Genomic DNA, 24,963 nt, shown 5'->3' on the forward strand with positions numbered 1-24,963 from the left:
CCCCGGGGGGGGGGCCGCCCCCCGCGGGTGCCCCCCCCGCCCCCCCCCCCCGCCCCGGCTGCCCCCCCCCCTACGGGGCGACGGCTCAGCCCCCCGGGGCGTCAGGGCCGGTCGAGAAGGGCGGCTCCCAGATCGGTGACGGTGTAGTTCACCTCGTTGCGGTAGCGGTGGCCGGTCACCAGCCCGGCTTCGCGCAGCACGGCGAGGTGCTGGGAGACGGCCCCCGGGCTCAGACCGGTGCGTGTCGCCAGCTGGGTCGTGGTGCTGGGCGAGCCGGTGTAGGCCAGGATGCGGGCCCGGCTGCGGCCCAGTAGCCGGGCGAGCGCACCCGTGGTGGCCTGCTGCCGCTCCCACAGGGTGCCGACCGCCCGGGCGGGGTAGATGGCGATCGGCGGTGATGCCGGGTCGCTGGTCACGAGCACGGAGTGGGCGGTGAAGACGCTCGGCAGCAGCGGGAGGCCCCGGCCGCGGAGGTCGATGGCGGTGTCCAGTCGGTCGTCCAGGAGGAGGCGGTCCCCGGCCCAGCACAGCGCGGGGTGGAGGTTCCCGAAGAGGGACTGCACACCGCCACCGGAGAACTGGCGGGTGCGGTACGCGATGTCCGCCTCCAGTACGGCCCGCATGCGCGGCCAGTGCGGGTGGACCGCCGCCTGCCACCATCCGCGGACGGCGTCGACCAGCCGAGGCAGCGCCGACTCGGGGTCGGCGGCCAGCAGCCGGGCGAACGGCGAGGGCGGCGCGTACCGGAAGCCCGCTTCGAGTTCGGTCCGGACGCGGGCCGGCGGGGTGGCCAGGACGACTGCCAGCTCCTCCTCGATCTCGCCGAGCGAGCAGCCCGGTGGCGGTGTCAGGAAATCGGGCAGGCAACTGCTCGACCACACGATGGCTCTCAGCGGAGCGGTCCGGCGGGCGAGGCCCTCGTCCCGGACCAGCTGCCGGGCCTGCCCGATCCAGGGCAGGTGGACGGGGTGGTGCCCGGGTTCGCGCAGCACCCGGAGGCTGGAAACGGTCTCCCACAGCGGCGAGACCGCGAACCTGACGGAGGCGACGTCATCGACGTCGAACCGCACCTCGGTCATGGGGCTCCCTCCCCGCACAGGTGTTTTCGCCCAGACTAAAACACTGGTCGGCCAGGTCGTCCGATGGTGGTGTTGCCGACCGTGACCATGATCAGAGATCGTTCGAGCCTGTTCCTCCACCGGGACTTCCGACGGCTGTGGACCGCCGACGCGGTCAGTCAGCTCGGCGGGAGCGTGACGCTGGTCGCGCTCCCGCTGGTGGCGATCGGAACGCTGCACGCCACGCCGTTCGAGATGAGCCTGCTCGTCGTGTGCGAGTACCTGGCCGCGCCGGTCATCGGGTTGCCGGCCGGCGCCTGGGTGGACCGGATGCGGCAGCGCCGCGTGATGGTGGTCGGCGACCTCTGCCGCGCGGTGCTGCTCGGGTCGATACCGGTCGCCGCGTGCCTGGGCACGCTGACCCTGCTCCAGCTGTACGTGGTGGCGTTCGGGATGTCCGTCTGCACCGCGTTCTTCGACACGGCGTTCCAGAGTCACCTGCCGCACCTGGTAGCGGACGAGCAACTGGTCGAGGGCAACGTCAAGTTGGAGACGACGCGCAGCATCGCGCAAGTGGGCGGTCCGGGCGTCGGAGGGATCGCGGTGGGAGCGCTCACCGCGCCGGTGGCGATCGTCGTGAACGCAGCCACCTTCGTGCTGTCGGCCCTGTCACTGGCCCGCATCCGCACGCCCGATCCGCGGCCGCGCAGCGGCGCCGGCGGCGGGAACCTGCGGTCCGAGATCGCCGAGGGCCTGCGCTTCGTCCTCGGCCACCGGCTGCTCCGCGCGATCACGATCAGCTCGGCGCTCTCCAACATGTGCGGCACGATCAGTGCGTCGATGCTGCTGGCGCTGCTCGCCGGTCAACTTCACCTCTCGGCGTTCCTCTGCGGCCTGGTGTTCAGCGCGGAGGCGGTGGGCGGACTGCTCGGAGCACTGTGCGTGGAGCGGATCACCGCCAAGTTGGGCCAGGGCCGGGCGATGTGGCTCTCGATGACCCTGAGCAGCGTGCTGTGGCTGCTCGCGCTGCCGATGTACCAGGCGGACGGGCGGTTCGCGATCGCCGTCGCGCTGAACGGCCTGGGCTGGGCCGGCTTCATGACCTTCCGGGTTTCGAGCGTCGCCTATCGCCAGCGGCTCTGCCCGAAGCCGCTGCTGGGGCGGATGACGGCATCCTTCCGGTTCGTCGTCTGGGGGCTGATGCCGGTCGGCGCACTGATCGGCGGCGTGCTCGGACAGAGCCTCGGCGTCCGGCAGGCGATGTGGGTCGGTGTCGTGGGCGAGCTCCTCGCGGTGCTGCCGATCCTCTGCTCGCCGCTGCGGACCATGCGCGACCTGCCCGTCACCGAGAAGGAGGCCGTGCCGGCGGTTGTCTGATCCCGCCTCGGGACCCTCTGCGCAGGAAGTCGGACGGGTCGACTTCCTGCGCAGAAGTCCTCGTTCAGTGGAGCCGCAGCCAATTGCGTCTACGTCTCTGCAACCGCCGGCTGCAGCATCAGACTTCGCGAGTGTGACGCCCCTGGCACCATCCTTGCCAACACGCCTGACGCGCTGCGTGCCTTCACACTCGGCGTCAAGGCTGGTGAATTCGACCGGCTGACCTCGTCGTAGCGGTGGAGGATCAGGCGGGCGACGGCCTCGTGGGCTGCCAGGGGGGCGCTCGTCCACCTCGCCTCCGTCGTTGCGGCTCGGCGGGCGAAGAAGCCGGAGGCCAGGAGGTAGGTCGCTACTGCTACCTCTCGGTGGCCCTCGGAGTGCAGCGCGGCTACGGCCTCGTGGGGGGTGGGGGCCGCCGCCGACAGGTGGGCCGGGGTGACCGGGCGGCCCAGGTGGGTGGCCAGGAGGCTTGCCATCCGTGTCGTGTCGGCGATGGCCGTCGGGTCGGAGGAGCCGGCGCCGGCCAGGACCACCGGGGCCTCCGGGGCGGCGCCGCTCTCGGCAAGGCGATCGGCCAGGGCTTCGGCGAGCAGCGGGTGTGGGCCCAGCGCGCGGGCCACCTGGGACGTTGGGAGGCCGGCGGCGGCCACCGCTGCCGGGATGTCGACGCGCACGTGGTAGCCGGTGCTCAGGAGGAGCGGGACCAGGATGGGGTTCTGGTGCTGAAGTTGGGCGAGGGCCTGGTCCAGCGACGGCCGGTTCAGGTCCAGGAAGCAGCAGCGGACCGGCAGTTCGGGTCGGAGAAGACGAACGCGGTGAAGTAGCGCTCGAATTGTCGCGGACGACGCCGCGTCCCGGCTCCCGTGCGCCACGGCCAGCAGCATCAGCCCGCCGCCAACCGGTAGCCCCGCTTGGGCACCGTCCGGATGAGCCCCGCATGCGCGCCCAGCGCCGCCCGCAGCCGCCCGACGGCCGCCTCGACCGCGTGTTCGTCCGCGCTCGCGTCCGTCCAGGCGGCGCGCAGGAGTTCGGCGCGGCTCAGCACGTGCCCCGGGCGTTCGGCGAGGGCTCTGAGGACGGCGGCGCCGCGAGGGCTGAGGAGGTGGCTCTCGCCGTCGACCAGTGCCGCGTTGCCCTGGAGCGTCAACACCGCATCGGACAAGGGAATTTCGCGCCGGCCGAGGGTGGGAAGGGTCTCCGCCAGCAGCCGGACGAGCGAGCCCAGCCGGCCGCGTTCCGGGTACACCGTCGGCAGCCCGAGGTCCGCGAACGGGCGCGCGCACAGGGCGCCGACGCACACGGGCAGGACGTCCCCGCGCAGGGCGTCGAGGACGGGTTCGCGCAGGCCCTCGGCCTCCGCCGTGGCGAGGAAGGCGGCGACGGCGGGCGCGCTGGTGAAGGTGAGCGCGTGCACCTGGCGCCGGACGGTCTGTTCGACCAGCCGCCGCACCGGGGCCATGTCGTCCGGCGGGGCCCAGCGGTAGACGGGGACGGAGATCACCTCGGCGCCGCGTTCGCGCAGGGCCGCCGCGAAGGCGTCGAGCCGCACGCCGTGCTCCTGGACGGCGATCCGGCACCCGTCGAGGGGGCGGGCGAGCAGCCAGGTGAGGAGCTCGTCGGTGGCTTCGGTGCTGGGGGAGAAGCCCTCGCCGAGGCCGCTGGCCCGTACCGCGCCGGTGGCCTTGGGGCCCCGGCTGAGCACGACCGCGCCCCGGCAGGCCTCGGCGAGGGCGGTTGCGCGGCCCCACCCCTCGGCGGCGCTCATCCAGCCGCGCCAGCCGACGCCCGTGGTGGCGACCACGTAGTCGAGCGGGGCGGCCAGGCACCGCTCGGTGGCCTCGCGCAGGGCGAGGTCGTCGGCGAGCGGCAGGATGCGCAGCACGGGCGCCTCGACCACCTGGGCGCCGCGCCGGGTGAGGAGGGCGACGAGTTCCTCGCGGCGGCGAGCCGCGGTGACCCCGACGGTGAAGCCGGTGAGGGGCCCGGGCTGGGCGGTGGGGGTTGCCATGCCGGTCAGCGTGCGGCGTGCACGTTACGGGGGCGTTGCCCGCCCGTCACCCCCAGGTAAGCGAAAGGGCTGCTCCGGTTACGGCCGGTGTTCCTGGAGCGCACCCTGGGGCCGGGCGGCCGTGAGGGAGGTGTACCGCGCCCGCAACACGGGTGACGCGATCGCGAAACAGCGGACGGCGACATTCCTCGGCATGACGCTGACCAGCCCGAAGGCGGCCCCCACGCCGACCACCGACACCCACTGCCCGTACTGCTCGCTGCAGTGCGGCATGCGGCTGGGTGGTGGCGCGGACGGCACGCCCGAGGTGCTGGAGCGGCCGGAGTTCCCGGTGAACCGGGGCGCGCTGTGCGGCAAGGGCCGTTCGGCGGCGGCCGTGCTCGCCCGGGACGTCCGGCTGACCGGCCCGCTGCTGCGCGACCGGCCCGGCGGGCCGCTGCGGGCGGCGGGCTGGCCGGAGGCGCTGGACCGCGTGGCGGGCGGGCTCGCCCGGGTGCGGGAGCAGCACGGGCCGGACGCGGTGGGCGTGTTCGGCGGGGGCGGGCTGACGAACGAGAAGGCGTACCTGCTGGGCAAGTTCGCCCGGGTGGTGCTGCGCACCGCGAACATCGACTACAACGGCCGGTTCTGCATGTCCTCGGCGGCGGCCGCCCACCGCAGGGCCTTCGGCCTGGACCGCGGCCTGCCGTTCCCGCTGGAGGACATTCCGCACACCGGCTGCCTGATCCTGGTCGGCGGCAACCCGGCCGACACGATGCCGCCGGCCGTGCGCTACTTCCGCGAACTGCGCGAGAACGGCGGCACCCTGATCGTCGTGGACCCGCGCCGCACCCGCACCGCCGAACTCGCCGACCTGCACCTGCAGCCCCGCCCCGGCGGCGACCTGGCGCTCGCGCTGGGCCTGCTGCACCTGGTGATCGCCGACGGCCTGGTGGACAAGGACTTCATCGCCGGGAGGACGTCCGGCTTCGAGGCGGCCCGGGAGGCCGCGATGGCGCACTGGCCGGACCGCGTCGAGCGGATCACCGGCGTGCCCGCCCACCAACTGCGCGAGGCCGCAAGGCTGTTCGGCACCGCCGAGACCGGCATGGTGCTCACCGCGCGCGGCCCGGAGCAGCAGAGCAAGGGCACCGACACCGTCGGCGCGTGGATCAACCTGTGCCTCGCGACCGGCAACTCCGGCCGTCCGTACGCCGGTTACGGCTGCCTCACCGGCCAGGGCAACGGGCAGGGCGGGCGCGAGCACGGCCAGAAGGCCGACCAGCTGCCCGGCTACCGCTCGATCGAGGACCCGGCCGCCCGGGAGCACGTCGCCGCGGTGTGGGGCGTGCCGCCCGAGAGCATCCCGGGCCCGGGTAAGTCGGCGTACGAGCTGCTGGACGGCCTCGGCCGGCCGGACGGCGTCCGGGCGCTGCTGCTGGCCGGCTCCAACCCGGCGGTGTCCGCGCCGAACGCCGGGCACGTCACCGAGCGGCTGCGCGCGCTGGACCTGCTGGTCGTCGCCGACCTGGTGCTGTCCGAGACGGCGCGCCTCGCGGACGTCGTCCTGCCCGTGACGCAGTGGGCGGAGGAGGACGGCACCACCACCAACCTGGAGGGCCGGGTCATCCTGCGCCGCCGCGCCTTCGACCCGCCCGAGGGCGTCCGCAGCGAGCTGTGGGTGCTGCGCGAACTGGCCGCCCGCCTGGGTGTGGCGACCGGCTTCCCGGTGGCGGCCGAGGAGGCCTTCGACGAGCTGCGCCGCGCCTCGGCCGGCGGCGACGCCGACTACGCGGGCATCAGCTACCGGCGGATCGTGGCGGAGGACGGCGTGTTCTGGCCCTGCCCGGCCGAGGACCACCCGGGCACCAGGCGGCTCTTCCTCGACCGGTACGCGACGCCGGACGGACGGGCCCGCTTCGCGGCCGTCACCCACCGGCCGGCCGGCGAGGAGCCAGACGAGGAGTACCCGCTGTACCTGACCACCGGCCGGGTGCTCGCCCAGTACCAGAGCGGCGCGCAGACCCGGCGGGTGGCCGAGCTCACCAGGGCCGCGCCCGGCCCGTTCGTCGAGCTCCACCCGCGGCTCGCCGAGCGGCTCGGGGTGGCCGACGGGGAGCCGGTGGCGGTGACGAGCCGGCGCGGACGGGCGGTGGCCCCGGCGCGGATCACCGACGCGATCCGGGCGGACACCGTGTTCATGCCCTTCCACTGGCCGGGGGCGGGCCGGGCCAACAGCCTGACCAACCCGGCGCTCGACCCGGTGTCCCGGATGCCGGAGTTCAAGGTCTGTGCGGTCCGGGTGGAGAAGGCGGCCGGGCCGGGCGGCGGCGGGGCTGCCGGGGACGGCGAGGCGGCGGGCGGGCGGGACGGCGGTTCGGACGGGCAGGCCGTGCGCCCGTTCGACCGGAGTGGCGAGGTGGCCGGGCAGGCCGCGCGCGCCGGACAGGAGGTGGCACCGTGACCAGGGAACCGAGGATCGCCGTCGTCGGCGGCGGCATGGCCGGCGCCCGCTTCGCCGAGCGCTACGGCGCGCTCGGCGGGCCCGGCACCGTCACCGTCTACGGCGCCGAGCCGCGCGCGCCCTACAACCGGGTGCTGCTCGCGGACGTCCTGACCGGGCGCTACGACGCCGAGTCGATCGCGCTGCCGCTCGGCGGGGCCGAAAGCAGGCCCGGCTGCGAGGTCGTCGCCCTCGACCCGGCCGCCCGCACGCTGACCCTGGCCGACGGCACCGTCGAGCCGTGGGACGAGCTCGTCCTCGCGACCGGTTCCAACCCCGTGCTGCCGCCGGTGCGCGGGCTGCGCCGCCCCGACGGGCTGGGCCTCGCCGAGGGCGTGCACACCCTGCGCACGCTGGAGGACTGCGGGCGGCTCGCCGAGGAGGCCGTCACTGCGAAGCGCGCGGTGGTGATCGGCGGCGGGGTGCTCGGCGTGAGCGCCGCCCGGGCGCTGGCCGCGCTCGGCGTCCGCACCGAGATCGTCCACCAGGCACCCCATCTGATCGAGCGTCAGCTCGACCACGAGGCGGCCGAGGTGCTGCGGGAGCGGCTGCTCGCGCTCGGCGTCGAGACCTATGCCCGCAACCGCGCCCGCGCCGTCCACGGCGGGGAGAGGGTCGGCGCGGTGGAACTGGCCAACGGCTACCGGCTCGACTGCGACCTGGTCGTGCTCGCCTGCGGCACCCGCCCCCGCACCGCCCTGGCGTACGGCGCCGGGCTGCCGGTCGGCACCGGGATCCTGGTCGACGACCGACTGGCCGTCGCCGGGGACGTCTCCGGCGGGAACGTGTCCGCGATCGGCGACTGCGCCGAGCACCGCGGCACCGTCCACGGCCTGGCCGGCCCCGCCTGGGAACAGGCCGACGTGCTCGCCCGGCGGCTGTCCGGCGCCGACCCGGACGCTCGCTACACCGGCAGCGTCCCGCGCGCCCGGCTCAGCACCGGCGACCTGGAGTACGCGGCCTTCGGCGCCGTGGACGAGACCCTCGACCCCGGTCTCGACGTCCTGCGGATCGCCGACGCGACCCGCGGCAGCTACAAGAAGCTCGTCCTGCGCGGCGACCGCCTGGTCGGCGCGATCCTGCTCGGCGACCTGGCCACCGTGGACGCGCTGGCCGGCGCCTTCGAGAGCGGCGGACCGCTCGGCGGCCACCCCCTGCACCTGCTCACCCGAGGAGAACCGCGATGACCACAAGCAATGGGATGACGCCCGGCCACCGCAGCAGCCGTGACCTCGTCCTGGTCGGCCACGGCATGGTCGGCCAGCGCTTCCTGGAGGCCTTCACCGCGCTGCCCGCCGCCCGCGGCTGGCGGATCACCGTGCTCGCGGAGGAGCCCCGGCCCGCGTACGACCGGGTCCACCTGAGCGCGCTGTTCGACGGCCGCACCGCCGAGGACCTCTCGCTGTGCCCGCCCGGCTTCCCCGCCGAGCACGGCATCGACCTGCGCCTCGGCGACCCGGCCACGGCGATCGACCGGGCGGCGCGCCTGGTGCGCACCCGATCGGGCGCCGAAGTCCGCTACGACGCCCTCGTGCTGGCCACCGGGTCCGTCCCGTTCGTCCCGCCGGTGCCCGGCAAGGACGCGCCCGGCTGCCACGTCTACCGCACCATCGAGGACGTCGACGCCATCCGCTCGGACGCGGAGAAGGCCGCCACCGGCGTCGTCGTCGGCGGCGGGCTGCTCGGCCTGGAGGCCGCCGGCGCACTGCGGGCCGGCGGACTGACCACCCACGTCGTCGAGTTCGCGCCCCGCCTGATGGCCGTCCAGGTCGACGACGGCGGCGGCGCCGTGCTCCGCCGCAAGATCGAGGACCTCGGCGTGACGGTGCACACCGGCGCCGGCGCGAGCGGCGTCGTCACCGGCGAGGACGGCCGGGTCACCGGGCTCGCGCTCTCCGACGGCCGCGAACTCGCCGCCGACCTCGTGGTGTTCTCGGCCGGCGTGCGCGCCCGCGACCAGCTCGCCCGCGACTGCGACCTGCCGGTCGGCGCCCGCGGCGGCGTCGTCGTCGACGAGCACTGCCGCACCGCCGACCCGGCGGTCCTCGCCATCGGCGAGTGCGCCCAGGCCGCCGACGGCCGCGTCTACGGCCTCGTCGCCCCCGGCTACCAGATGGCCGAGACGGCGGCACGGACGCTGGCCGACCTGCCCGGCGAGGGCTTCACCGGCGCCGACACCTCCACCAAGCTCAAGCTCCTCGGCGTCGACGTCGCCAGCTTCGGCGACCCGCACGGCACCGCCGAGGGCGCGCTCGACGTGCTCTACAGCGACAGCCGCGGCGGCGTCTACCGCAAGCTCGTCATCGGCCGGGACGGCGCCCTGCTCGGCGGCGTCCTGGTCGGCGACACCGACGCCTACGGCACGCTGCGCCCGCTCGCGGTGGCCGGCAAGCCGCTCACCGTCCCGGCCGAACAGCTCGTGCTGCCCGCCGGGTTCGCGAACGCCGGGCCGGTCGCCCTGCCCGACGACGCGGTGCTCTGTTCCTGCCACAACGTCACCCAGGGCGCCGTCCGCGCCGCCGTCCGCGACCAGGGCTGCGACAGCGTCGCCGCCGTCAAGAAGTGCACCCGGGCCGGCACGGGCTGCGGCAGCTGCGTCAAGATGCTCGGCACCGTCGTCACCGAGGAGCTGGAGGCGGCCGGCGTCAGCACCGACAAGGGCCTGTGCGAGCACTTCGCCCACACCCGCGCCGAGTTGTACGAGATCGTCCGCGTGACGGGGATCGGGAGCTTCTCCGACCTGCTCGACCGGCACGGCAGCGGCGAGGGCTGCGAGGTCTGCAAGCCCACCGTCGCCTCCATCCTGGCCAGCCTCGGCAACGGCCACATCCTCGACGGCGAACAGGGCGCCCTCCAGGACTCCAACGACCACTTCCTCGCCAACATCCAGCGCAACGGCTCCTACTCGGTCGTCCCGCGCGTGCCCGGCGGCGAGATCACCCCCGAGGGCCTCATCGCGATCGGCGAGATCGCCCGCGACCACGGCCTCTACACCAAGCTCACCGGCGGCCAGCGGATCGACATGTTCGGCGCCACCGTCGACCAACTCCCGGTGATCTGGCGCAAACTGGTCGACGCCGGCTTCGAGTCCGGCCACGCCTACGGCAAGTCGCTGCGCACCGTGAAGTCCTGCGTCGGCGAGACCTGGTGCCGCTACGGCGTCCAGGACTCCACCACGCTCGCCATCGAACTGGAGCTCCGCTACCGGGGGTTGCGCTCCCCGCACAAGCTCAAGTCGGCCGTCTCCGGCTGCGCCCGCGAGTGCGCCGAGGCGCAGAGCAAGGACTTCGGCATCATCGCCACCTCGGCCGGCTGGAACCTCTACGTCGGCGGCAACGGCGGCATGACGCCCCGGCACGCCGACCTGCTCGCCGCCGACCTCGACCGCGAGGCGCTCATCCGCACCATCGACCGCTTCCTGATGTTCTACATCCGCACCGCCGACCGCTTGGAACGCACCTCGGTCTGGCTGGAGCGCCTGGAGGGCGGCCTCGACCACCTGCGGGCCGTCGTCCTCGACGACTCGCTCGGCATCGCCGCCGAGCTCGATGAACTGATGGCCCGTCACATAGGCGGCTACCAGGACGAATGGGCCGAGACCCTGGCCGACCCCGACCGGCTGCGGCGCTTCTCCTCCTTCGTCAACGCCCCCGGAACCCCCGACCCGGCCGTGACCTTCGTCCCCGAACGCGGCCAGATCCGCCCCGCCCGCCCGGGCGAGGACGGACACACCCTCGAATCCCCGGTCCTCATCGCCGGGGCCCGACTGGAGGTGCTCACCCCGTGACCGTTCAGATCCACGACGTTCAGATCCACGACGGCACCCGCTGGCACGCCGTCTGCACCCTCGACGACCTGCAGCCCGGCCGCGGCAGGGCCGTCCTGCTCTCCGAGGCGCACCAGGTCGCGCTGTTCGTCGACCGCGCCGGGAAGCTGTACGCCGTCGACAACCTCGACCCGTTCAGCGGCGCCCAGGTGCTCTCCCGCGGCCTGCTCGGCAGCCGAGGCGACCGCCCCACCCTCGCCTCGCCGATGTACAAGCAGGTCTTCGACCTCACCGACGGCCGCTGCCTCGACGAGGACACCGCCCCTGACGGTCGCCCGGCCGTCCTGAAGGTCTGGCCCGTCCGGGTCTCCGGAGGTGCGAAGTGACGACAGTCGTCGAGGCCGGTACGGCCAGACCGGCCGAACTGCGTGGCTGGGACCCGGAGGACGAGGAGTTCTGGCAGCGGGCCGGCGCCCGCATCGCCCGGCGCAACCTCGTCTTCTCCGTCCTCTCCGAGCACATCGGCTTCTCGGTGTGGAGCCTGTGGTCGGTGCTCGTGCTCTTCCTCGGGCCCCAGTACCACATCGACACGGCGGGCAAGTTCACGCTCACCGCGCTCCCGACCGCGCTCGGCGCGCTGCTGCGCCTGCCGTACACCTTCGCCGTCGCGCGGTTCGGCGGACGGAACTGGACGGTGATCAGCGCCCTGCTGCTGCTCGTGCCGACCGTGCTCGCCGCCCTCGTCCTGCGGCCCGGCGTCTCGTACGGGACGCTGCTCGCGGTGGCCTGCGTGGCCGGCGTCGGCGGCGGCAACTTCGCCTCGTCCATGGCCAACATCAACGCCTTCTACCCGCACCGGCTCAAGGGCTGGGCGCTCGGCATCAACGCGGGCGGCGGCAACCTCGGCGTGCCGGCCGTGCAACTGCTCGGGCTGCTCGTCCTCGCCACGGCGGGCGCGGCCCACCCGCGGCTGCTGCCGCTGATCTACCTGCCGCTGATCGTGCTCGCGGCGGCGGGGGCCTGGTGGAGGATGGACAACCTGCCGGCGTCGTCCGCCGGTTCCAAGGAGGGGCGGGCGCTGCGCGAGGTGGCCCGGGACCCGTACGGCTGGGCCGTGTCCGCGCTGTACATCGGCACGTTCGGCTCGTTCATCGGGTTCGGCTTCGCCTTCGGGCAGGTGCTCCAGGTGCAGTTCCACGACCGCTTCGACACCCCGGTCAAGGCCGCCGCGCTCACTTTCCTCGGGCCGCTGCTCGGCTCGCTCCTGCGGCCCGTCGGCGGACGGCTCGCCGACCGCTGGGGCGGCGCGCGCGTCACGCTCGCGACGTTCGCGGCCATGGGCGCCGGGACGGCCGTCGTGCTCGCCGCCTCCCGGGCGGGCTCGCTGCCGCTGTTCCTGGCCGGGTTCGTCGCGCTGTTCGTCCTCAGCGGGATCGGCAACGGCTCGACGTACAAGATGATCCCCGCGCACTACCAGGGCCGGGCCCGCGCCGCCGTCGCCGCGGGCGCCGACCCCGCGGCGGCGGAGACCGACGCACGGCGGCGCTCCGCCGCGCTCATCGGGCTCGCGGGTGCGATCGGGGCGTTCGGCGGGGTGATCGTGAACCTCGCCTTCCGGCAGTCCTTCCAGGCCAGCCACAACGGGGACGCCGCCTACGTGGGCTTCCTGGCGGCCTACCTGGCGTGCTCGGCGCTCACCTGGGTCGTCTGGCTGCGGCCGGGCGCGCGGGCCGGGCTGGTGCGGCAGGCGGCGTGAGGCCGGTGACGGGCGCCGGGGCGGCGCGTGCCGGGGGGCGTGAGCCGTTCGGGCCGCCCGGCGCGCGGGGCCGGGGGCGGGCGATTAGCGTCGGCCGCAGCTCGTCCTAGCCCCCGGGAGGTTGGCAGTGCAGCGGTGGATCATCCTGACGGTCCTCACCACGGCCCTCAGCGGCCTGGCAGTACCCGCAGTGCCCGCAGTGGCCGATGCGGGCCCCGACCAGCCCACGACGTCGGTCACCATCGACGGCGCGCGGATCGACCAGAAGATCCCGGGCAAGGTCCGGGTCGACGTCACATACGTGTGCGGGGTGGCCGCCGAGGCCAGGTCGCTGACCGTCACGGTGGAGCAGCAGGACCCGGAGGACGCCGCCACGAAGGCCTTCGGCTCCACCCGCACGGCCGACACGGACATCCAGTGCGACGGGACGGAGCAGCACCGCCAGCTCATCGTGTCGTCCAAGACCACCAACTGGATCCCCGACGTGGACGCCGTCCTGACCGCCACGGTCTCCAACCTCGGCTCCGCCCCGCCGGCCTCGGCCGACGCCCGCCGGATCCGGCTCGCCACCCCCACACCCGCCGCAACCGGCTGATGCGCCCGCCGACCCGGCTCGCCCGGGCCGGCGGCGCCCTCCTCCTCGCCGCCGGCCTGAGCGCATCCCTCACCGGATGCCTCAGCGCCTACATCGGCTCGGCGCCGGAGGACAGCGGCCCCACCACCGCACCCGCCGCGCCACGGCTCCCCACGACGGCGGCCCCCAGCGGCCCGACGGCGATGACGGTGACGATCGGGAACTTCCTGTTCCAGCCCGCGAACTTCACCGTCCGCCCCGGCGGCACCGTCACGGTGGTGAACGCCGACACGGTCGAGCACACCCTCACCGCCCAGGACCGCACGTTCGACACGGCCCCCATCGCCCCGGGCGACTCGGCCACCTTCAAGGCACCGGCGCAGCGCGGCGCGTACTCGTACCAGTGCACGTTCCACCACTTCATGCGGGGCATCCTGACGGTGGGTTAGGCCCGTCGTGGAGTCCCCGCCGTTCGACGGGACGATGGATCCGGCCGGGCCGGACCGCGGCGTGTGCCCATGGCCGATCCCGCTCCGTAGCCGCAAGTTCACTGGTCACGACTGCTGCTCCCTTTGCACCCCATGCTCTACAGTGCTGTAGAACTAAGAGCTGGTAAAGCAGGCGCCAAGGCGGGGGCGACGCGAACAGCGAACGGGGTTGAACCATGGACAGACCGCTCCGGCTACCTCAGCAGGACCGGGCCGACTTCGAGACGGTGCTCAGCAGGGCGCTCGCGGGGGCGGCGGTGCAGGCCGCGCTGCGCGCGAGGGGGGAGCAGGCGCACGGGGTCGAGCGGTTGCGGCGGTGTGCGCGGGACAACGCGGAGTACGTGCTGGCCGCCGCCGCGCCCGAGTACGAGCGGTACGCGGGGTTGCGGGCGGACGCCGACGCGGAGGCGCGGCTGCCGGTGGACGCGCCTGCGCCGGAGCGGGCCTCGGGGTGGCTGGGGGTGCTGGCGGTGATCGTGCCGCTCGTCTCCGGGGCCGCGGCCGGGATCTTCCTGCTGCTCGGCTACGCGCTCGGGCTGGCCGACGACTCGGAGGTGCTGGGCGGGGCGCTGGTCGGTGCCGGGTGGGTCGCGGCCGGGGTGGCGCTGGTGAGTGCGCTGGCGGGCGGGATCGGGCTGGCCGCCGCGGCCTCGCGCTCGCGGGCGGCCGAGGGCGGTGACGCCGGGGCCCCGGGCGAGTTGGCGCTCGCGCGGGACGCCTGGCGGACGGCGCTGGCGGAGCGCGGGATGGTGCCGTACCTGGTCGCCCAGGCGAACGCCGGGCGCGGCGGGGCCACCGCCGCGCCCGGGTCGCGGGTGTAGAAGCCGGATTCGGGCAAGGAGACCTCAAGGAGCCTGCGGTTTCGGCTGGTTGCCTTCACCTGTACGAATGCTCCTTGGATGATCCGGTCGGCTGTGCAGGGGTGGGCGCGGGCTGCTGCTCGACGAACTCCAGCAGGTTGCCGACCGGGTCCTGGGTGTAGAAGCGCCGGTTCGGCGGCAGCGAGGTGTCCCACACGACCAGTGCGCCGGAGCTCTCCAGCCGGCTCGCGAAGGCGTCGATCTCGTCGACGACCAGGCCGGGGTGGGCCTTGGCGGTCGGCCGGAAGGCGTCCTCGATGCCCAGGTAGAGCCGGACGCGCCCACCGTCGGCGGCGAACCAGCACCCGCCGCGTGCGGCGAGCGAGGCCGGGCGGGGGAGCTCGGCCATCTGCAGGATGTCGCCGTAGAAGGCGCGCAGCATGGCCTCGCTGCCGGGCGGGGCGGCGAGTTGGACGTGGTCCAGGGCGGTGATCACCGAAGGGTTCCTCTCGTGGTGCGGTGCAGGGGGCGGGAGTTGGCGGGTGTGGTCGTCAATGGTGCTGGGACGGAGGCGGGTTGGCGCCGGGCCGGTGTGGCCCCCGGCGCCGCTCGCGGACGGCGTCCACGAGGATCCGGACGGTCGGGACGGGCAGGTCCAGTCGGCGGGCGATCCACGGCGCGGTGTGACCGCCGAGGGCGAGCACCCAGGCCGCGTAGAGCTGGTTGAGCTGCGGCCCGTCCTCGGTGAGCAGCAGCGGGCGGACGGCCTCCATCGGGAAGCCCTCCAGGGCGCGGGTGCTGTAGACGGGGCCGTCCGGGCCCGGCGGAGGCAGCGGGAGCCTCCGCCGGGCCGCCAGGCGGCGGCCGAGGAGCAGCGCGCCGACGAGCAGCAGACCGGTGGCGGCGGACCCGATGAGGGCGGCGCCGATCACCGGCCGGTCCGGGTCCGAGGCCTCGTTCAGCGCGAGGCCTTCGAGGACGAGCAGCGTCAGGACGACGAGCAGCCCCGCCGCCTCGCCACGCCGCGGGAGCAGCTTGCCGGGAGTCATCGGAAACCTCATCGTGGCCGTGGTGACAATGAGTTGGCGGAACGGGTCAGGCCGCGGCGGCCAGCCGGGGGTCGTACTTGTAGCCGACCTGGCGGACGGTCGCGAGGGTGGGCCGGTGCCCGGGGCCGAGCTTGCGGCGTATCCGGGCGATGTGGGTGGAGATGGTGCGGGTGTCGCCGTTGTCGGGGCGGCCCCACACGCTCTCCATCAGCTGGCGGCGGCTGTGCACCCGCAGGGGGTTGGCGACCAGGTGGGCGAGCAGCTCGAACTCCATGAAGGTGAGGTCGACTTCGCGGCCGTCCACGGTGGCGACGCGCTGGTCGGGGTCGATCGCCAGCCCGTTCGGCGGGGTGTCGTCCCCGGCCTGCGGGCGGATGGCCCGGACGGTGGCGGCCCGGACGGGACCGGCCTGTGCGGGGACGCGCTCGGCGGGGGCGGCGGGAACGGCGGGGGCGGCCTTGGCCGCGGGGGCGCTCGCCGTCGTGACGGCGCGGAGGGCGGCCCGGTGGTCGGAGAAGATGACGTCGAGCCGGGGGTAGCGGACGGCCATGACGGGACTTCCTTCGGCGTGATTCTGCTGGTGGAGTGGGTGGCGGGAGCGGACGGGCGGTCAGTTCTCGGCGTGCCAGCGGGCGCACAGCCCTGCCGTCCCGTCGGCGGCGGTGACGGCCTCCCAGCGGGCCCGCAGGCGCATCGGCGGCCCGGCCGGGGCCTGCGAACCGATGGCCCGGAGCACGGTGTCGTCGATCGGGCCCGCGGTGATCGAGCCCGCGGCGATCCGGCCGAGGACGCCGGCGAGGGCGGCGCGCAGGCCGCGGGGCGGAACGGTCCGGGTGGTGGTGGGGTGGAAGAAAGCGGCGACGGACATGGCGACTCACCTCGGGTTCAACGGTCGGCGGGCGTGCGAGGGCATGCCCCGGCCGGGCGTGGCGTGGGGTTGGCGGGTTGACGCGCGGGCCCGCCTCGCGGCGTGCGACGGTGACCCCCTGCGGGCACGGCACCGCGACCCGGGGCGGCCGTCCGATGCGGGGCCGCGCGGGCACGGTGGTGTGCGCATGCACTGACGAAACGTCAGAAGCATGGTGGGATAAGGGGGTTCAGCGTCTGCCGGAGGCGTGCTCGGGCATGCGGGAACGGGGCCGACTGTGGCCCGGACTACTACTACTGCTGTCCATGCGATCGCCTCCTTCCGGTCGGACGCACCACGGGCGGTGCGTTCATCGACTCGGCAGGAGCTCGCCAACCTGCCTCCCGGGCCGCCGGCTCACCCCAACTCGTCAGAGCTTTGGCACTTCACGGCGTAATCCCCGGCCGCAACGGGCACTGCGGGGAAGCCACTTGGGATCAACCCTTAGGTCGGGAAGATCTGTCCTGAACCTGGGCGTCTCTCGACGTCGTCGGGTCAGTGGCCTGTGTCCGTGAAGACGCCTCACCGAACGAGGTGCCTTTTCAAACACCCGAAAGCATAGCCCGGAACCGGGCGATCCTCGACACCTTTGTCGAACTTCTGACACGAACTCCCGGCGAACTCCCGGTACGAACGCCCTCCCCGGAGCGCATGACGTTCGGGTGCCATCCGATTACGGTGGGTGGGAGGCGCTGTGGATCCGGGACCGGTGGTCCACAGTGGTAGGGGAGGCCGGACCATGGGACTCACCAGTCACAAGCTGCTCGCGCTGACGGCGCTGTTCACCGTGGCCACGGTGCTCGGCACGCTGTGGGTGTGGCCGAAGCTGGCCGTCCGGAGCTGGCCGGCGATGTTCCTGCGGCTCGGCACGATCGTGCTCACGCAGCTGGCGCTGGTCGCCACGCTGGGGCTCGCGGTGAACGACTACTTCGTCTTCTACAGCAGCTGGTCCGACCTGCTGGGGCACGATCGCGGGGCGGCCGTGATCCAGGGCGCCGGAGCCACCCCGAGCGGTACGGGGACGAGCGGTGCGGGGGCGAGCGGTACCGGGACCAGCGGCGCCGGGACGACCGGCACCGGGCCCGCCCGCTCGCCCGCCGGGATCCAGGTGCTCGGCACGGCGGACATCACCGGCGCCCCGGCGGGCAGCCGCGACCCGGCACAGATCGGGCGGCTCGACAAGGTCCGCATCCCCGGCGGGACGACCGGTCTGAGCACCGACGGCTACGTCTACCTGCCGCCGCAGTACTTCCAGCCCGGCGGCGAGCACCGGCAGTTCCCCGCACTGCTCGTGATGACCGGCTTCCCCGGCGACGCCGCCAACCTCGTCACCAAGCTGCGCTACCCGGCGTACGAGCTCGACCTGCTGCGGAAGGGCGCGATGCGGCCGGCCGTGCTCGTGCTGATGCGCCCGTCGCCGTCGATGCCCCGGGACAGCGAGTGCGAGGACGTCCCGAACGGACCGCAGGCGCAGTCGTACTACACGACGGACGTCCCGGCCGACCTGCGCGCCTCCTACCGGGTCCTGGACGGCACCGGGAGCCTCGGCGTGATCGGCGACTCGACGGGCGGCTACTGCGCGCTCAAGCTCGGCATGGTGCACCCGCAGACCTTCCCGGCCGTGGTCTCGCTCTCCGGCTACTTCAAGGCGGCGGACGACGTCACGACCGGGGACCTCTTCGGGGGGAGCACCCAGCGCCGCGACGAGGCCGACCTCACGTGGCGCCTTGCGCACCTGCCGATGCCGTCGCTGTCGGCGCTGCTCGCGGACAGCAAGGAGGACGGGAGCACGTACGCGGACTCGTCGGCCTTCGCGGCGGCGGCCCGTCCGCCGCTCACGGTGGCGCAGGCGACGGTGGACTCGGGCGGGCACAACTTCACGACCTGGACGCGGCTGCTTCCGCCCTCGCTCACATGGCTGAGCGACCACCTCAACGCCCCATCTCCGTAGGGACGTTGGCATGGCGCCGCCCCCGTCCGGGCGGATCGGACGGGGGCGGCGGAGGGGGCTCGCCGGGCCGGCCCCGGCGGCCCTGGTCGTGGTGCCGCGGTGATGCGGTCGGTGGCGTGGTGCCGCGATGCCGCGATGATGCGGTGCCGCGGTCGGTGGCGTCAGCGGGCGAGGAGCGGGAGCGGGGCGCCCGTGCGGGCGGGGAGTTCGAGGCGGGTCAGGAGATCGGACGGGGACACCTCGACGACCCGGCAGCCGGCCCGGTGGCGGCAGTGGCGGGCGACCGACGCGTGGCGCAGCCGGTCGAGCCGACGGCGGGTGGCGGCGCCGATCACGAGGATGTCGTCCGGGCCGGTGACGGCGCCGACCAGGGCGGGCCCCGGTTCGGAGTTGACCACCACGGGGTGGACGACCAGGCCGGACGGGTACCCGCCGTAGGCCTGTTCGAAGGCGATGTCGAGGCGCCGGCGGGCGGCGTGCTCCAGTTCGGACAGTGGTCGCAGCCCGTCCCGGTCGTGCGCGGTCCAGGCGGCGACCGGCACGAGGGTCGCTCCGTGCCGCGCCGCTTCGCCGACGGCGTGGTAGAGGGCGGCGAGACTGCTCAGTGATCCGCTCAGGCCGACGATCACTCGGGTGGTCCCGGTCATGGCCGTTCGCCTCCGTGTGCCAGTTTGTCTTCGTGTGGGTGCGTGTCTTCGGTTCCGTCATGTCCAGTGAACCCCGGAACCACCCCGTCCGCGTCGCCGCTGACGCTGCCATGACGCGTGTCGCCCGCATCTTGACGGCCCCCTGACAGCCGTGCGTACTAGTAGCACCGGTGCCGGTGCCGCTACTCGCACCGGCGGCGGTCAGCCCAGCCCCGGGACGAACTCGATCAGCAGGTCGATCGCCTTGATGCCGAGGAACGGCAGGATGAGCCCGCCCAGCCCGTACACCCGCAGGTTGCGCCGGAGCAGGTCGGTCGCGGAGGCGGGCTGGTAGCGGACGCCGCGCAGGGCGAGCGGGATGAGCGCGACGATGATCAGCGCGTTGAAGATGATCGCGGAGGCGATCGCGGACTGCGGGCTGTGCAGCCCCATGATGTTGAGGTGGTGCAGCCCGGGGTAGGCGTTCGCGAACATCGCGGGGATGATCGCGAAGAACTTGGCGACGTCGTTGGTGATCGAGAAGGTGGTCAACGCGCCCCGGGTGATGAGGAGTTGCTTGCCGACCCGGATGATGTCGATGAGCTTGGCCGGGTTGGAGTCGAGGTCGACCATGTTGCCCGCCTCCTTCGCCGCCGGGGTGCCGGAGTTCATGGCGACGCCGACGTCGGCCTGGGCGAGGGCGGGGGCGTCGTTGGTGCCGTCGCCGGTCATCGCGACCATGTTCCCGGCGGCCTGCTCCTGGCGCAGGTAGGCGAGCTTGTCCTCGGGCGTGGCCTCGGCGAGGAAGTCGTCGACCCCGGCCTCCTCGGCGATGGCCTTGGCGGTGAGCGGGTTGTCGCCGGTGACCATGACCGTGCGGATGCCCATCCGCCGCAGCTCGGCGAAGCGTTCGGCGATGCCCTCCTTGACGACGTCCTTGAGCTCGACGACGCCGAGCGCGCGGGCGCCGTGCCGGTCGTGCACGGCGACGAGCAGCGGGGTGCCGCCCTCCCCGGCGATCCGGTCGACGAGCGGTTTGGCCGTCATCGGCAGCCGGCCGCCGGACTGCACGACCCACTGGGCGACGGCGTTCGCGGCGCCCTTGCGGATGAGGCAGGCGGTCCCGTCGGGCCAGCTCAGGTCGACGCCGCTCATCCGGCTGTGCGCGGTGAACGGGACGGGCCGCTGTTCGCCGAGCTCACCGGGCGCCCTTGGTGGCACCCAGTACTGACGGGTCGTCAGTTCGACGAGCGAGCGCCCCTCCGGTGTCTCGTCCGCGACGGACGCCAACTGTGCGGCCTCGGCGAGCTGTTCGGTCGTCGCGCCGGGCAGCGGGTGCAGGGCGACGGCCCGCCGGTTGCCGTAGGTGATGGTGCCGGTCTTGTCGAGCAGCAGCACGTCGACGTCCCCGGCGGCCTCGACGGCCCGGCCGGAGAGGGCGACGACGTTGCGCTGGACGAGCCGGTCCATCCCGGCGATGCCGATCGCGGAGAGCAGCGCGCCGATGGTCGTCGGGATGAGCGCGACCATCAGGGCGCAGAGCACGACGGTGGTCTGCGGGGCGTGCGCGTAGATGGCCATCGGCTGGAGGGAGACGACGGAGAGGATGAAGATGATGGTGAGCGACGCGAGCAGGATGTTGAGCGCGATCTCGTTCGGCGTCTTCTGCCGGTTGGCGCCCTCGACCAGGCTGATCATCCGGTCGATGAAGCTCTGCCCGGGCCGGGAGGTGATCCGGACGATCAAGTGGTCCGAGAGCACTCTGGTGCCGCCGGTGACGCTGGTGCGGTCGCCGCCGGACTCGCGGATGACGGGGGCGGACTCGCCGGTGATCGCCGACTCGTCGACGCTGGCGACGCCCTCGACCACCTCGCCGTCCTGCGGGATCACCTCGCCGGCCGACACGAGCACGATGTCGTGCAGCATCAACTCGTTCGCGGGGATGATCTCGTGACGGTGATCAGGGATGCCGACCCGCCAGTGCAGCAGCCGTCGGGCGGTGGTGCCGGCCTGCGCGCGGCGCAGCGAGTCGGCCTGCGCCTTGCCGCGCGCCTCGGCGACGGCCTCGGCGAGGTTGGCGAACAGTACGGTGAGCCAGAGCCAGAAGCTGATCACCCATGCGAACACGCTGGGGCGGGCGACGGCGTTCAGCGTGGTGAGGGCCGAGCCGGTCTCGACGACGAGCATGACCGGGTTGCGGGCCATCGTGCGCGGGTGCAGCTTGCGGACGGCGGCGGGTAGGGCCTCGGCGAGCTGCTGCCGGGTGATGAGGCGGCGGCGTCCGTTGGCGGGGCCGCTGGGCCGATGACTGGGGTGGGGCGGTTGCTGCGGTTGCTGCGGTTGCTGCGGTTGCTGCGGTTGCTGCGGGTGGGGCGCGTGCTGCGGGTGGTCGGTGGTGTCCGTGAGGGCCGTACGGCGCATCGTCTCGGGGACCTTCCGGGCTGCCCCTTGCGGTGGGGCGGCGGGTTCGGTGGCGACGGGAACGGCGGACAGCCCACCACCGGATTCCCGTGCGCCATGCCGGTCTTGACGCGGGCTTGGCGGCGGAACGGCCTTCTTTGACAGTTCCCTGACACCATGATCGATCCGGCCTCCGACCTGCGCGAACACCCGTTCGGAGGCTGGGGCCGGGGGGAATGTCAGGAAGTCGTCAAGGTGGGCCCCGTTCGCGTAGGTCACGCGTCAAGGGCGGGTGCGGTCGGTGTGCGATGGGTTTGCACTGGAACCGGGGGCCGCGGACGACGGCCCTCCACGACCTTCCCTGGGAGTCTTCGATGACCACCGCCACCGCCCTGATCGACGTCGACGAGCCGCTTGAACGCACGATCCGCCTCGTGTCCGTCGCCGAGCGTCCCGAGCCCGCGCCCGCCGCCCCGGCCCCTTCGGAGGCCGACCGCAGCCGTACCCGCCCGGCCCACTGCCGGTACGCGATGCACTTCGAGGACTGACCGCCACCCGCTCGACGTTCCGTAGGAGCCGCAATGACCCAGCTCACCGCCCCTCCCTCCGTGACCTCCACCCCCGCCGACGCGCTCGGCGGCCCCTGGCCCGCGTCGGCGCGGACGGGGCCCGGCGGGGAGGTGCTGGTCGGCGGAGTCGGGCTGGCGGAGGCCGCAGAACGGTTCGGCACGCCGCTGTACGTGCTCGACGAGGCCGAGGTGCGGGGGCGCGCCCGCGCGTACCGGCGGGCGCTGCCGCACGCGGACGTGCTGTACGCGGGCAAGGCGTTCCTGTGCAGCGCGATGGCGGACTGGGTCGCGGAGGAGGGCCTGGGCCTGGACGTCTGTTCGTCGGGTGAACTGTGGCTGGCCTCGTCCGCCGGGTTCCCGGCGCAGCGGATCCTGCTGCACGGCAACGCGAAGTCCCCCGAGGACCTGAGGCTGGCGCGGCGGTTGCGCGTCGGCCGGATCGTCATCGACGGGCCGGCGGAGATCGCCCGGCTCGCGGCGCTGGTGGCGGCCGACACGCCGCAGAAGGTGTTGGTCCGGGTCGTCCCGGGGATCGCGGCCGGGCACCACGCGGCCGTGCGGACGGGCGTGGGAGGACAGAAGTTCGGCTTCCCGATCGAGGGCGGCGACGCGGCCGATGCCATTGCCCGGGTGCTCGACCAGCCGGGGCTGGAACTCGTCGGCCTGCATTGTCACTTGGGCTCGCAGATCACCGAGGTCGAGCCGTTCCTCCAGTCCGTGGACACGCTCGTACGGCTGCTCGCCGACGTGCGCGACCGGCACGGCGTCGAGCTGCCCGAGCTCGACCTCGGCGGTGGCCACGGCATCCGGTACCTGCCGGGTGACGAGGAGCTGGACGTCGCCGAGTTCGCGGTGCGGGTGACGGACCGGCTGGCGGTGAGGTGTGCGGAGGTGGGCCTGGAGGTGCCGCGCCTGATCGTCGAGCCCGGCCGGGCGATCGCCGGCCCGGCGGCGGTGGCGGTGTACCGGGTGCTGTCCGTGAAGCACACGGCGGACGGGCGCACGTTCGCGGCGGTGGACGGCGGCATGAGCGACAACCCGCGGCCGGTGCTGTACGGGTCGGAGTACACCGTGCGGATGGTGGGCCGCCGTACCGACGCGGGTACGGCGCGGGTCGACGTGGTCGGGCGGCACTGCGAGGCCGGGGACGTGCTGGTGCGCGACGCGCTGCTCCCTGCGGATCTGCGGCCGGGTGACCTGCTGGCCGTCCCGGCGGCGGGGGCGTACCAGCTGTCGATGGCCAGCGGCTACAACATGGTGGGTCGTCCGCCGGTGGCCGCCGTGAAGGATGGTCGCGCGCGGCTGCTGATCAGGAGGGAGACGGTCGAGGACTTCCGCCTTCGGGAAGTCGGCCGCTGAGCGCGCACCCGTTCGAGTGGTTTGACGTGTCTCCGCCCGTAGGAGCTGTCTGCCGGAGTCCAGACTGTCGCGACGCGCCACGGTGGTGCGTCGTGACGGAGGGAGTTCAAGGTGGCCGGCTGGAGCTATGAGGACAGGGGTTTGCCGACGGACGCGCTACAGATCAAGTCCATGACTGTCACCCCGGATCCACCGAAGCCGGGAAGCCCCGTCACACTCCGGATCGACGCGGCTGCGACGAGGGCGATCGAGGACGGCGCGTACTTCGACCTCGTGGTCAAGCTCGGGCTGATCAAGCTGCTCACGCGCCAGTACGACCTCTTCGCGGAGCTTCGCGGCGGCGGCGCCGAGGGCCTGGAGCTGAGCTGCGACACCAGCGACGGAAAGCGCCCCATGCCGAAGGGGGACACGGTCCTGACAGCGGTCATCAACCTCCCGAGGGAGGTTCCGAGGGCGAAGTTCAAGCTCCAGGTCCGCGCCTACACGGTCGATGACGACGATCTGGCAGCCGTGGACTTCGACGTCGACTTCCTGCCCTAACCGCGCCTGCGAATGTTGTCGTGCCCCCACCGCCTCCGAGCGGTGGGGGCACGACGCTTGCGCGGGAAGTCGACGTGGCCGACTTCTCGCGCAGCTGCGCTTAGGAGTTGGGGAGTTCGCCAGTCTTGACGGCGGAGACGAACACGTTCCATGCCTCGGCGGGGAAGACGAGCGCGGGCCCGCTGGGGTCCTTGGAGTCCCGGACGGCCATACCGCCAGCAATGACGAGGCCCGCTTCTACGCAGTCGTTGGCTTGTGCGCTGTAGCTGCTCTTGTACCAGCCCCGAGCGGAGATCTCCGGCTTGGCCATGTGCTCACCCTCTTGTCTGATCTCGTACTCACGTCTCTGCCGCGATGGCGGTGATCATATCCAGCGATTGGGCGGGATTCAGGGCTGATGACCGCAGGTAGTCGAAGACCAGGCCATAGCCGTCCAGCTCTGCCTCTTGCTCCAGGTAGTGGCTGCTGGTCAGTGTCTCAAGAAAAACCGCACCGGGAGCCGGTGAATCCGTGAAGCCGAACGTCACGAACGGCCCGCAGGCTCCGGCAGTGGCGCCAACATCGAGCGGCACAACCTGCATGGTGACGTTGGGGAGTTGCGCTGCCTCGGCGAGGTAGCGCAACTGTGCCCGGTGCACATCGGCGCCTCCAACAGGGCATCGGAGAGCCGGCTCCCAGATGATTGCCCAGAAGCGTGCCGCGTCCGGCTTGGCCAGGACGGCCTTGCGTTCCATTCGCACTTTGACCAGTTGGTCGATGCGCTCCGGGCGGACAGCTGCGGGATTGGCCCCAAGCAGGGCACGGGCGTAGTCCTCGGTCTGCAAGAGACCGGGCAGGACCATGGGTTGCCACGTTCGGATGTATCTGGCATCCCCCTCAAGCCCAAGGAAATCGGCGTACGCGGGCGGGATCGTGTCGCCGTAGTCGTGCCACCAACCGCGCTTCTTGCTTTCGCGGGCGAGCGTTTCGAGGGCGTCCCTGTCCTGCTGCTGTGTGACGCCGTAGAGGTCCAGCAGGATGCCGAGATCGAGGCGGCGGATGCCCACTGCGCCCGTCTCTATCCGGCTGATCTTCGCGCGGGAGCACTTGAGAGCGCCCGCAGCGTCCTCGGTGGTCTTGTTCGCCGATTCCCGAAGCCGGCGAAGCTCTGAACCTAGATGTTCTGACCCGTGAGGTTGGGGACGCGGCTGGCGGGTGGCTTGCCCCTGAGCGCGGTGTGTCCGCGGTGGTGATTGTAGGTGTGGAGCCAGGCG

23 protein-coding genes, 3 pseudogenes and 1 riboswitch are annotated in these 24,963 nt (G+C 73.3%); of the genes and pseudogenes, 14 read left to right on the forward strand and 12 right to left on the reverse strand.

Features of this window, described 5'->3' with window-relative positions:
- Positions 1-101 precede the first annotated feature (101 nt).
- The gene (locus tag ACFXDE_RS34875) at positions 102-1,079 is read right to left on the reverse strand and encodes a DUF5937 family protein (RefSeq protein ID WP_380498482.1); all 978 of its coding nucleotides are present in this window, start codon (positions 1,077-1,079) and stop codon (positions 102-104) included.
- Positions 1,080-1,166: 87 nt separating this feature from the next.
- Here ACFXDE_RS34875 and ACFXDE_RS34880 point away from each other — a divergent pair, with 87 nt between their 5' ends.
- Positions 1,167-2,435, forward strand: coding sequence for an MFS transporter (locus ACFXDE_RS34880; protein ID WP_380498502.1), 1,269 nt, complete (start codon positions 1,167-1,169; stop codon positions 2,433-2,435).
- Positions 2,436-2,546: 111 nt separating this feature from the next.
- A pseudogene (locus ACFXDE_RS34885) lies at positions 2,547-2,669 on the forward strand (DUF397 domain-containing protein); the annotation flags it as partial.
- Positions 2,670-2,758: 89 nt separating this feature from the next.
- Here ACFXDE_RS34885 and ACFXDE_RS34890 read toward each other — a convergent pair.
- Both ACFXDE_RS34890 and ACFXDE_RS34895 read right to left on the reverse strand, forming a co-directional pair.
- A pseudogene (locus tag ACFXDE_RS34890) lies at positions 2,759-3,319 on the reverse strand (sirohydrochlorin chelatase); the annotation flags it as partial.
- On the reverse strand, positions 3,319-4,443 hold the full coding sequence (locus ACFXDE_RS34895) for a uroporphyrinogen-III synthase (protein ID WP_380436559.1): 1,125 nt from the start codon (positions 4,441-4,443) through the stop codon (positions 3,319-3,321). The gene ACFXDE_RS34895 and the pseudogene ACFXDE_RS34890, both read right to left, overlap by 1 nt.
- A gap of 193 nt (positions 4,444-4,636) precedes the next feature.
- Between ACFXDE_RS34895 and ACFXDE_RS34900 the strand changes: the two genes are divergently transcribed.
- The 8 genes from ACFXDE_RS34900 (at position 4,637) to ACFXDE_RS34935 (ending at position 14,330) form a co-directional block, all read left to right on the forward strand.
- A complete protein-coding gene (locus tag ACFXDE_RS34900; protein WP_380498483.1) occupies positions 4,637-6,886 on the forward strand; it encodes a molybdopterin oxidoreductase family protein in 2,250 nt (749 codons plus the stop codon).
- Positions 6,883-8,112, forward strand: coding sequence for an NAD(P)/FAD-dependent oxidoreductase (locus ACFXDE_RS34905; RefSeq protein WP_380498484.1), 1,230 nt, complete (start codon positions 6,883-6,885; stop codon positions 8,110-8,112). Before ACFXDE_RS34900 ends, ACFXDE_RS34905 begins: the two co-directional genes overlap by 4 nt.
- Entirely contained in the window at positions 8,109-10,712 is a 2,604-nt protein-coding gene (gene nirB / locus ACFXDE_RS34910) for a nitrite reductase large subunit NirB (protein WP_380498485.1), read from the forward strand. Before ACFXDE_RS34905 ends, nirB begins: the two co-directional genes overlap by 4 nt.
- The gene (gene nirD, locus ACFXDE_RS34915; RefSeq protein WP_380436554.1) at positions 10,709-11,077 is read left to right on the forward strand and encodes a nitrite reductase small subunit NirD; all 369 of its coding nucleotides are present in this window, start codon (positions 10,709-10,711) and stop codon (positions 11,075-11,077) included. Before nirB ends, nirD begins: the two co-directional genes overlap by 4 nt.
- Positions 11,074-12,447 (forward strand): nitrate/nitrite transporter, encoded by a 1,374-nt coding sequence (locus ACFXDE_RS34920; protein ID WP_380498486.1) that lies wholly within the window; start codon positions 11,074-11,076, stop codon positions 12,445-12,447. Before nirD ends, ACFXDE_RS34920 begins: the two co-directional genes overlap by 4 nt.
- 127 nt (positions 12,448-12,574) lie before the next feature.
- On the forward strand, positions 12,575-13,042 hold the full coding sequence (locus tag ACFXDE_RS34925; protein ID WP_380436550.1) for a hypothetical protein: 468 nt from the start codon (positions 12,575-12,577) through the stop codon (positions 13,040-13,042).
- Positions 13,042-13,470, forward strand: coding sequence for a cupredoxin domain-containing protein (locus ACFXDE_RS34930; protein WP_380498487.1), 429 nt, complete (start codon positions 13,042-13,044; stop codon positions 13,468-13,470). Before ACFXDE_RS34925 ends, ACFXDE_RS34930 begins: the two co-directional genes overlap by 1 nt.
- Before the next feature lie 215 nt (positions 13,471-13,685).
- Positions 13,686-14,330 carry a hypothetical protein gene (locus ACFXDE_RS34935; RefSeq protein ID WP_380498488.1) on the forward strand — a complete coding sequence of 215 codons (645 nt, stop codon included), beginning with the start codon at positions 13,686-13,688 and terminating at the stop codon, positions 14,328-14,330.
- Between the two features lie 55 nt (positions 14,331-14,385).
- On the opposite strand, the gene ACFXDE_RS34940 is transcribed toward ACFXDE_RS34935, so the two are convergent.
- From ACFXDE_RS34940 to ACFXDE_RS34955, 4 genes are read right to left on the reverse strand one after another with little or no spacing between them, the layout of a single operon-like run.
- Positions 14,386-14,805: a glyoxalase gene (locus ACFXDE_RS34940; RefSeq protein ID WP_380498489.1), complete on the reverse strand. Its 420-nt coding sequence runs from the start codon at positions 14,803-14,805 to the stop codon at positions 14,386-14,388.
- Positions 14,806-14,860: 55 nt separating this feature from the next.
- A complete protein-coding gene (locus ACFXDE_RS34945) occupies positions 14,861-15,358 on the reverse strand; it encodes a hypothetical protein (protein WP_380498490.1) in 498 nt (165 codons plus the stop codon).
- 46 nt (positions 15,359-15,404) lie between these two features.
- Positions 15,405-15,908: a winged helix-turn-helix domain-containing protein gene (locus tag ACFXDE_RS34950; protein ID WP_380498491.1), complete on the reverse strand. Its 504-nt coding sequence runs from the start codon at positions 15,906-15,908 to the stop codon at positions 15,405-15,407.
- A 60-nt stretch (positions 15,909-15,968) separates the two neighbouring features.
- Positions 15,969-16,226 carry a hypothetical protein gene (locus tag ACFXDE_RS34955; protein WP_380498492.1) on the reverse strand — a complete coding sequence of 86 codons (258 nt, stop codon included), beginning with the start codon at positions 16,224-16,226 and terminating at the stop codon, positions 15,969-15,971.
- Positions 16,227-16,619: 393 nt separating this feature from the next.
- Positions 16,620-16,806: riboswitch (M-box (ykoK) riboswitch) on the reverse strand.
- Positions 16,807-17,004: 198 nt separating this feature from the next.
- On the opposite strand from ACFXDE_RS34955, the gene ACFXDE_RS34960 reads away from it, so the two are divergent.
- Positions 17,005-18,216, forward strand: coding sequence for an alpha/beta hydrolase (locus tag ACFXDE_RS34960; RefSeq protein WP_380498493.1), 1,212 nt, complete (start codon positions 17,005-17,007; stop codon positions 18,214-18,216).
- Between the two features lie 161 nt (positions 18,217-18,377).
- On the opposite strand, the gene ACFXDE_RS34965 is transcribed toward ACFXDE_RS34960, so the two are convergent.
- Positions 18,378-18,863: a universal stress protein gene (locus ACFXDE_RS34965; protein WP_380436534.1), complete on the reverse strand. Its 486-nt coding sequence runs from the start codon at positions 18,861-18,863 to the stop codon at positions 18,378-18,380.
- A gap of 201 nt (positions 18,864-19,064) precedes the next feature.
- Positions 19,065-21,263, reverse strand: coding sequence for a potassium-transporting ATPase subunit KdpB (gene kdpB, locus ACFXDE_RS34970; RefSeq protein ID WP_380498494.1), 2,199 nt, complete (start codon positions 21,261-21,263; stop codon positions 19,065-19,067).
- A gap of 353 nt (positions 21,264-21,616) precedes the next feature.
- Here kdpB and ACFXDE_RS34975 point away from each other — a divergent pair, with 353 nt between their 5' ends.
- From ACFXDE_RS34975 to ACFXDE_RS34985, 3 genes are all read left to right on the forward strand, one after another.
- A complete protein-coding gene (locus ACFXDE_RS34975) occupies positions 21,617-21,790 on the forward strand; it encodes a hypothetical protein (protein WP_380498495.1) in 174 nt (57 codons plus the stop codon).
- 33 nt (positions 21,791-21,823) lie between these two features.
- Entirely contained in the window at positions 21,824-23,170 is a 1,347-nt protein-coding gene (gene lysA / locus ACFXDE_RS34980) for a diaminopimelate decarboxylase (protein ID WP_380498496.1), read from the forward strand.
- A 111-nt stretch (positions 23,171-23,281) separates the two neighbouring features.
- Entirely contained in the window at positions 23,282-23,710 is a 429-nt protein-coding gene (locus ACFXDE_RS34985) for an ML domain-containing protein (protein WP_380498497.1), read from the forward strand.
- A 100-nt stretch (positions 23,711-23,810) separates the two neighbouring features.
- Here ACFXDE_RS34985 and ACFXDE_RS34990 read toward each other — a convergent pair whose 3' ends face one another.
- The 3 genes and pseudogenes from ACFXDE_RS34990 to ACFXDE_RS35000 all read right to left on the reverse strand — a co-directional run.
- A complete protein-coding gene (locus ACFXDE_RS34990; protein ID WP_380498498.1) occupies positions 23,811-24,020 on the reverse strand; it encodes a DUF397 domain-containing protein in 210 nt (69 codons plus the stop codon).
- Positions 24,021-24,048: 28 nt separating this feature from the next.
- Positions 24,049-24,756, reverse strand: coding sequence for a DUF5753 domain-containing protein (locus ACFXDE_RS34995; RefSeq protein ID WP_380498503.1), 708 nt, complete (start codon positions 24,754-24,756; stop codon positions 24,049-24,051).
- A pseudogene (locus tag ACFXDE_RS35000) lies at positions 24,739-24,810 on the reverse strand (hypothetical protein); the annotation flags it as partial. The gene ACFXDE_RS34995 and the pseudogene ACFXDE_RS35000, both read right to left, overlap by 18 nt.
- Positions 24,811-24,963 lie beyond the last annotated feature (153 nt).

The sequence above is a fragment of the Kitasatospora sp. NPDC059408 genome (assembly GCF_042751525.1).
Taxonomy (GTDB): Bacteria; Actinomycetota; Actinomycetes; order Streptomycetales; family Streptomycetaceae; genus Kitasatospora.